The following is a 7486-nucleotide window of genomic DNA, read 5'->3' on the forward strand; positions in this document are numbered from 1 at the left end:
GTGGCTGGGGGTGTCGGGGGCGGCGTCGGGGATGCCGACGCGGATCTCAGCCATGGTCGCTCCTTTCGTCGAGCCGGGTGAAGAAGTCCGCGATCGCCGGCCACACGGTGGAGCCGCCGGACAGGCCGCGCCACTCGCGGCGGATCACCGCGACCAGCCGGTAGCAGTCGTCGATCGGGACGATCCAGTGTTCGTCGTTGCCGCGCGCGGTGTGCAGCAGCAGTGCCTGCACCTGCGGCTCGAGCTCGGCCAGGTCCGGGTACTGCCGGGCGACCCGCTGCCAGACCTCGGGGTCGAGTTCCCAGCGCGTCGCGCCGGCCGGGCTCGGATAGTGCGCGAGCGGCGCGCCGTCGGGCTGGATGACGATGAAGGCGAGGCCGACGGGGAGGCCGAGCTGGGCCAGCTCCTCGGCGGAGCCGCCCGGCAGCCGTCGACGGCGGGTCGGGACGAGGTGGAAGTGGGCTTGCGCGGCGCCGGCGGCGTCGCGCTCGAACAGCACCGCGCAGGCCCGGCACGCGCACTGGATCTCGCCGCTGTGCGCGTCGAGGAGGTGGCGGTGCGCGGGCGGGACGTCGGCGGCGCACACGTCGCAGCGTTCGGCGTCGTGGTCGTCGGCGGCCGCGGGGGCGGGGCGGCGGATGGCGCGGGCCAGGGCGGACTCGGCCGGAGCAGGGGCCTGCGGCGCCACCGTCTGCGCGGCCGTGACCGCCGTCACGGGGCGGCGCCGATGTTGATGCCGGCCAGGGGGACGAACGTGGGCGGCCGGGGCGGAGTCTTGGTGACCACGGTGACGTCGGCCAGTTCCGGGGCGACGTCGAGGACTGCTTCGCGCACCGCGGCCGGAAGATCGCCCGAGGCCGAGCCGCCGCAGCACCCGCCGCCCGAGGTCGTGAGCTCCACGGTCGCCACGCCCGCCTCGACGTTGCGCAGGGTGATCCGGGCGCCGCGCTCCTCGACCGCGGGGGCGAGGTCGGCGACGGCGCGCGCGACGCGCGGTTCGAGCGGTTCGGGGTGGATCTCGTGCAGGACCAGCAGATGCTCGATCAGTTCGTCGTGCACGAGGGTCTCGAGCAGGGCCGAGTCGGCGGCCGCCTCGGCGTGGTCGGTCACGTGGTCGACGGCCCGGGCCAGCGCCTCGCCGTAGACCTGGGCGAGGTCGGTGACCGCGGCCAGCGCGAGTTCGCCGGCCGGTCCCGGTGTCTGCTCGATCAGCGCGAGCGCCTCCTCCAGCCGGGCCAGCCGCATGCGCACGTCCTCGTCGGTCAGGCGCTGGTGGCGGGCCGCCGGCTCAGCCATGGTTGGCACCGAACATCGGCGAGTGCAACTTCTGCAGGGTGCGGCCCTTGCCGAGGTACATGTGTACGCCGCAGGGCAGACAGGGGTCGAAGCTGCGCACGGCCCGCATGATGTCCACGCCCTTGAAGTCGTCCGGGCCGTTCTCCTCGAAGATCGGCATGTCCTGCACCGCGTCCTCGTAGGGGCCGGGGGTGCCGTAGCTGTCGCGCGGGCTGGCGTTCCAGGGGGTCGGCGGGTACGGGTGGTAGTTGGCGATCTTGCCGTCCCGGATGACCAGGTGGTGCGAGAGCACGCCGCGTACGGCCTCGTGGAATCCGCAGCCGATCGCCTCGTCCGGCACCTCGAAGTCCTCGAACACGCGGGTGTCCCCGGCGCGCACCCGGCCCATGGCCTCGTCGAGGAAGGCGAAGGCCATCGCGGCGGCGTAGGCGACGAAGTAGACCCGGGCCCGGTTGCGCTCGATCGCGTTGGACCACTTCGGGATGTGCCACTCGAGGGTCTGCTCGGGCAGTTCGCGGCTGCGCGGCAGCGTGATCTGCACGCTGTGGCCGGTGGACTTCACGTACGGGGTGTCGACCAGACCGGCCAGGGCGGTGGTGTAGAGCCGGGCGAAGGCGCCGCCGCCGGTGTCGAGCGCGAGGTGCTCGCCGCTCAGGGTGTCGTACCAGCGCGGGCTCATCACCCAGCTGTACTTGTTCTGGAAGTCGCGCTTGCCGGGGGCCGGCAGCGTGGTCTGGTTCCAGGGGTGGCGCGGGTCGACCGGGTTGCCCAGCGGGTCGTGGGTGACGAAGGGGTCCTCGTTGACCCAGTCGTCGTAGTAGGAGCTGCCGAGCAGGATGCGCAGGCCCAGGTTGATCTCGACCAGGTCGGTGGTGAGCAGTTTGCCGTCGACGACGATGCCGGGGGTCACGCCCATCGCCCGGCCCCAGTCGGTCATGTGCTCGTACTTGTAGTCGACCACGTCGGGGTTCTGGAACGCGCCCCAGCAGCCGAGCAGCACGCGCCGGCGGCCCACCTCCTCGTACCCGGGCAGGGCCTCGTAGAAGAAGTCGAAGACGTCGTCGTTGAACGCGACGGACTTCTTGACGAAGTCGAGCACCTCGATCAGGCGGGAGAGGTAGTCGGAGAACAGGGTCGGGGAGGGCATGGTGCCGACGCCGCCGGGATAGAGCGTGGAGGGGTGCACGTGGCGTCCCTCCATCAGGCAGAACATCTCCCGGGTGGTGCGGCTGACCTTGAGCGCCTCCCGGTAGATCTCGCCCTCGAAGGGGTTGAAGGCGCGCATGATGTCGGCGATGGTGCGGTAGCCGTGCACGCCGGCGTGCGGGGACTGGGTGTTCTCGGCCCGGGCCAGCACGCTCGGGTTGGTGTCCTTGACCATCGCCTCGCAGTAGTCGGCGAAGACCAGGTTGTCCTGGAAGATGGTGTGGTCGAAGATGTACTCGGCCGCCTCGCCGAGGTTGATGATGTTCTCGGCCAGCGGCGGGTTCTTGATCCCGTAGGCCATGTTCTGCGCGTAGATCGAGCAGGTGGTGTGATTGTCGCCGCAGATCCCGCAGATCCGGCTGGTGATGAAGCCGGCGTCGCGCGGGTCCTTGCCCTTCATGAACACCGAGTAGCCGCGGAAGATCGAGGACGTGCTGTGGCACTCGGCGACCCGCCGGTTGGCGAAATCGATCTTCGTGTAGATGCCGAGGTTGCCCACGATCCGGGTGATCGGGTCCCAGGACATCTCCACGAGCTCACCCGGAGCGGCCTCCGGGCTCGCCTGACCGGTCATGGTCATGTCGTCTCCTTGCTGTGCGGTTCCGCGGGGCGGGTGGGGCCGGTCTGGTGCGCCGGGCGCGGACGCCAGCGCGGGTCGTAGCCGCTGGTGAGGGCGTCGTGGTTGTGCCGCCACTTGGGTTCGGCGTTCACGGTGCGGTTGGTGATGCCGCGCATCCGGCGGATGAAGGCGCCGTAGGGGCGCACCACCGCGGAGGAGAGGCTGCCGCCGGGGGGCTGGTCCATGAACGGCATGAACTTGTCCGGGAAGCCGGGCATGGTGCAGCCGATGCAGATGCCGCCGACGTTGGGGCAGCCGCCGATGCCGTTCATCCAACCGCGCTTGGGCACGTTGCAGTTGACCACCGGGCCCCAGCAGCCGGTCTTGACCAGGCACTTGGGCGAGTTGTAGTCCTTGCCGAAGTCGCCCTGCTCGTAGTAGCCGGCCCGGTCGCAGCCCTCGTGCACGGTGCGGCCGAAGATCCACTGCGGGCGCAGCTGGGCGTCGAGCGGGGGCGGGGGCGCGGAGCCGGCCGCGTGGTAGAGCGCCCACAGGAGCGTCTCCATGAAGTTCTCCGGCTGCACCGGGCATCCGGGCACGTTGATGATGGGCAGCGATCCGGCCGAGCGGAAGTCCCAGCCGAGGTAGTCGGCCAGGCCCATCGAGCCGGTCGGGTTCCCGGCCATCGCGTGGATGCCGCCGTAGGCCGCGCAGGTGCCGGCCGTGACCACGGCCCAGGCCTTGGGCGCGAGCCGGTCGATCCACCAGTTGATGGTGAGCGGCTCGCCGGTCTGCTCGTCGTTGCCGAAGGAGGTCCAGTATCCGTCCCCGTTGATCTGCTCGTTCGGGATGGAGCCCTCGATGACCAGGATGAACGGGCCGAGCTCGCCGCGGGCGGCGGCGCGGAAGGGGGCGAGGTAGGGCTCGCCGCCGAGGGAGGGGTCGAGCACCTTGTTGTGCAGGTGCACCTTGGGCAGGCCGGGGATCAGGCCGCTGATGATGTCCTCGATGGCGGGCTGGGACGAGGCGGTGATCGAGACGGTGTCGCCGTCGCAGCTCATCCCCTCGGAGATCCACAGGACGTGTACTTCCTCCACGCCGCGCTGGCGCGGCTTGCGCCTTTGTGATGCCTCGGTGGCGGTCATCGCCGCGTTCCTCCCTGCTCGGTGGCTGTAAGTTCAGAATCTAATATGTGCCTGTTTATACATCAGGGCGACCGGAGGCGGCCGGAACGGCGGCGTGGGCGTGTTCGGCAGGGGTGTGTTGGGCGGGGGCGTGTTGGGCAGGGGCGTGATCGGCGGAGGCGGTCTCGAGGGCGTCGGCGGGGACGGCGGTGTCGGAGACGTCGGCGTATTCGGCCTCGTCGTCCACGGCGTAGGGGTCGTCGTCGGCGGCGGTGCCCCCGCTCCCGAGCAGGTCGAGGAGTTCGAGCACCGCGTCCGCGGCCGGGTCGAGGGCGGCGGCGACGGGGGCGGACAGGCCCATCTCCTCGTCCAGCCGGGCCGGGCGGACCCCGACCAGGTAGACCCGTTCGACCGGGCCGGGGCCGAGGCCGCCGAGGGTGCGCAACAGGTTCAGCACCGTCGCGGGGTCCATGCCGTGGGCGTCGGGGGCGGCGGGCGGCGGGATGATGGCGGACGGGACGTCAGGCGGCAGGTCGGCCGGTGACGGCAGGTCGGAGGACGGCGCGTAGGCGTCGTCGGAGTCCGCGGCCCCGGGGTGCAGCTCGAGTACGACGACGGTGCCGGGCGGCTCGTCGACGGGGACCGCGTCGATGAGGATCAGGGTGCTGAAGTCGCCGTCGAGCAGGTCGTAGGCCAGGTGCAGGCCGCGGATGCCGTAGTCGGCGACGACGGTGCCCGGCGGCAGCTCGCGCTCGGCGAGGCGGTGCGCGACCTCCACGCCGAAGCCGTCGTCGCCGAGGAACAGGTTGCCGACCCCGGCGACGAGCACCGAGCCAGGGCCGTACCCGGCCGGCCTCGTCCCGGTCGGCATCGGCGCGCTCACCGAGCTGCCTCCGGCTCGCCGTCGAGGGTGGTCAGTTCCTCCGGCGTGAAGTGGTAGTGGCGCCCGTGCAGGTCGGCGCCGGGGTCGTCCTCGATGCTGACGGCGACGTAGCAGGAGCCGTCGATGTCGGTCAGCACGGCCTCGACCCGCGCGGTGCGTCCGACCAGGAACATGTCGTGCACGTCGGTGCCGTGGCGGCGCGGGTTCAGCCGCACCCGGCTGCCGCGGCGGACCGCGACGCCGTCGACCAGGACGCGGTCGGTGGCGGGGTTGATCGCCTCGTCGGCACCCGGTTCCCACCAGCGCTCGGCCGGAACCCGGTTCTGCACCACCGCGGCCGCGTCGGCGCAGGGCTCGTCGGCCCAGTGCTGGTCGGCCCAGTGCTCCTCGGCCCAGTGCTCCTCGTTCGGGGGCCGCTGCGCCGCGGCGCGCGGCGCGGACGCGGGCGCCGGGCCGCGGCCGCGGATCACCCCGTGCAGCCGGCCGAGCACCGCGGGCGGAAGGGTCTCGACGCGGTCGATGATCTGGGCGGCGCGCGGGTCGGTGGCCCGGGCCTCGCGCTTCTCCGCGTCGGTGAGGGTCAGCGTGCGCAGCGAGAGGATCTCGTCGATCTCGGTCGCGTCGAACAGGTCGCCGGGGCTCTCCGGGCTCACCCGCGGGTGATCCTCCATCAGGATCGGCGAGGAGAGCACCGTCTCGCACTCCTCCGGGGCGCCCGCGAGCACCGGGAACGTGTGGATGTTGCGGCAGGCCTTCGCGGCGGCCGCGGCCCACTCGGGCGGGTCGAGCAGGGAGACGAACCGGCCGCCGTCGATGTTCAGCAGGCTGTGCGTCGCGATCAGCGAGGCGCCGAGCGCCTGCGGACGCGGCGCGCCGAGGGCCGGGGACTCGGCGGCGTTGTACACCTCGAGCCGCAGCCGCAGCAGGGACGGCGCCTCGGCCACCGGCGTCGCGGACAGCTTCGCGACCGCGCGCAGCGGCTGACGGGTGCGCACGACCCGGCCGGCGTCGCCGAGCTGCTCGATCTCCTCGGCGCCCGGCACCTTGAACTCGCACCGCAGCGGCGCGTCACGGATCTTCGAGAGCTGAGCCACGAGCTCGTGTTCCTGCGGCACGGCCTCGTCGAAGGTCAGGTGGCGCTGGTCCTCGACGGTGAGGGCGTCGACGGGCACGTAGTCGTTCCCGGTGCGCTGCTGCACCTCGCGGTGCTGCATCTGCAGGAACCTGACGCAGACGGTGAGCATCGCGGCCTCGGGCACGGGCGCCTCAAGCAGGCACTCGGTCTGCTGGCGCCACGCGTCGGCGGACCCGGCCACGCTGGTGTCCTCGGCCACGCTCGGCGCCAGCCAGGGCCGGGGCACCAGGACGCCGAACTGCCAGCGCATCCGGTTCTTGGCGGAGGAACGGCGGTAGGGGTAGAGCAGGTAGCCCTCGTAGAGCACGGCGTCGGCGACGGCGCAGACCCCGGCGAACATGTCGGGGGCCGGATCCGGCTGGGCGGAGCCCGACGGCTCGAATCCGGGCCCGGGCTCGGGTGCGCGGGCGATCACGAGGCCGGGCTTTCGGCGGAGGCGGTGGGGGCGGGCAGCGAGAACGCGACGCCCGCACCGGTCCCGGGGGCCGCGGCGTTCTCGGCGATCTCCATGATCTCAGTGATCAGAGAAGCACCCGTCGCGGCGGCGGACGCCGCGGCGGCCAGCACCTGGGAGCGCTCCTCGAGCCAGGCGTACCAGGCCTCGAGGCCCTGGCCGCGGGTGGCGGAGACCTCCAGGATCTCGGCGTCCGGATTGACCTGCCGCACCCGGGCGTGGAAGCCGATCGGGTCGAAGTCCACGTACGGCAGCAGGTCGGTCTTGTTGAGCAGCACCAGGTCGGCCGTGCCGAACATGTGCGGGTACTTCAGCGGCTTGTCCACGCCCTCGGTCACCGACATGACCACGGCGCGGTGGTCCTCGCCGAGGTCGAACAGGGCCGGGCAGACCAGGTTGCCGACGTTCTCCACGAACACCAGCGAGCCGCGCGCGGGAGCGAGTTCGCGCAGCGCGTCGCGCACCATGCGGGCGTCGAGGTGGCAGCCGGCACCGGTGTTGACCTGCACGGCCGGGCAGCCGGCGGCACGGATGCGCTCAGCGTCGAAGGGGGTGGCCTGATCGCCCTCGATGACGCAGATGCGCCGGTCCTCGCACAGGTCGGCGACGGCGCGCTCGAGCAGCGTGGTCTTGCCGGAGCCGGGCGAGCTCATCAGGTTCACCAGCACGATGCCGCTGCGGCGCAGCCAGGCCCGGTTCTCGTCGGCGAGGCGCTGGTTCTTGTCCAGCACCCGGCGTTCCAGGTCCTCGGTGCGCCCGGTGGCGTACCCGGCCGGATGGGGATGTGGGAGCGCGGCGGCGCCCGCGCCCGGCCCGCTCCCCTCCCCCG

7 protein-coding genes are annotated in these 7486 nt (G+C 72.2%); all 7 read right to left on the reverse strand.

Going from position 1 to position 7486, the window contains the following annotated elements; translation table 11 throughout:
- Nucleotides 1-46 precede the first annotated feature (46 nt).
- Entirely contained in the window at nt 47-715 is a 669-nt protein-coding gene (locus KDL01_RS37070; RefSeq protein ID WP_212533391.1) for a DUF5947 family protein, read from the reverse strand.
- Nucleotides 712-1296: a NifU-related iron-sulfur-binding protein gene (locus KDL01_RS37075; RefSeq protein WP_212533392.1), complete on the reverse strand. Its 585-nt coding sequence runs from the start codon at nt 1294-1296 to the stop codon at nt 712-714. The genes KDL01_RS37070 and KDL01_RS37075 overlap by 4 nt, the downstream gene beginning before the upstream one ends.
- The gene (locus KDL01_RS37080; RefSeq protein ID WP_212533393.1) at nt 1289-3082 is read right to left on the reverse strand and encodes a nickel-dependent hydrogenase large subunit; all 1794 of its coding nucleotides are present in this window, start codon (nt 3080-3082) and stop codon (nt 1289-1291) included. The genes KDL01_RS37075 and KDL01_RS37080 overlap by 8 nt, the downstream gene beginning before the upstream one ends.
- Entirely contained in the window at nt 3079-4206 is a 1128-nt protein-coding gene (locus KDL01_RS37085) for an NADH-quinone oxidoreductase subunit B family protein (RefSeq protein WP_212533394.1), read from the reverse strand. The genes KDL01_RS37080 and KDL01_RS37085 overlap by 4 nt, the downstream gene beginning before the upstream one ends.
- Nucleotides 4207-4261: 55 nt before the next feature.
- Nucleotides 4262-5068: a hydrogenase maturation protease gene (locus KDL01_RS44925; protein WP_212533395.1), complete on the reverse strand. Its 807-nt coding sequence runs from the start codon at nt 5066-5068 to the stop codon at nt 4262-4264.
- Nucleotides 5065-6618: a hypothetical protein gene (locus tag KDL01_RS37095; protein WP_212533396.1), complete on the reverse strand. Its 1554-nt coding sequence runs from the start codon at nt 6616-6618 to the stop codon at nt 5065-5067. Before KDL01_RS37095 ends, KDL01_RS44925 begins: the two co-directional genes overlap by 4 nt.
- Nucleotides 6615-7486, reverse strand: an 872-nt coding sequence (hypB, locus tag KDL01_RS37100; protein WP_212533397.1) for a hydrogenase nickel incorporation protein HypB, incomplete at its 5' end; no start/stop codon positions are given. The genes KDL01_RS37095 and hypB, both read right to left, overlap by 4 nt.

The sequence above is a fragment of the Actinospica durhamensis genome, assembly GCF_018139695.1.
In the GTDB taxonomy this organism is placed as follows: domain Bacteria; phylum Actinomycetota; class Actinomycetes; order Streptomycetales; family Catenulisporaceae; genus Actinospica; species Actinospica durhamensis.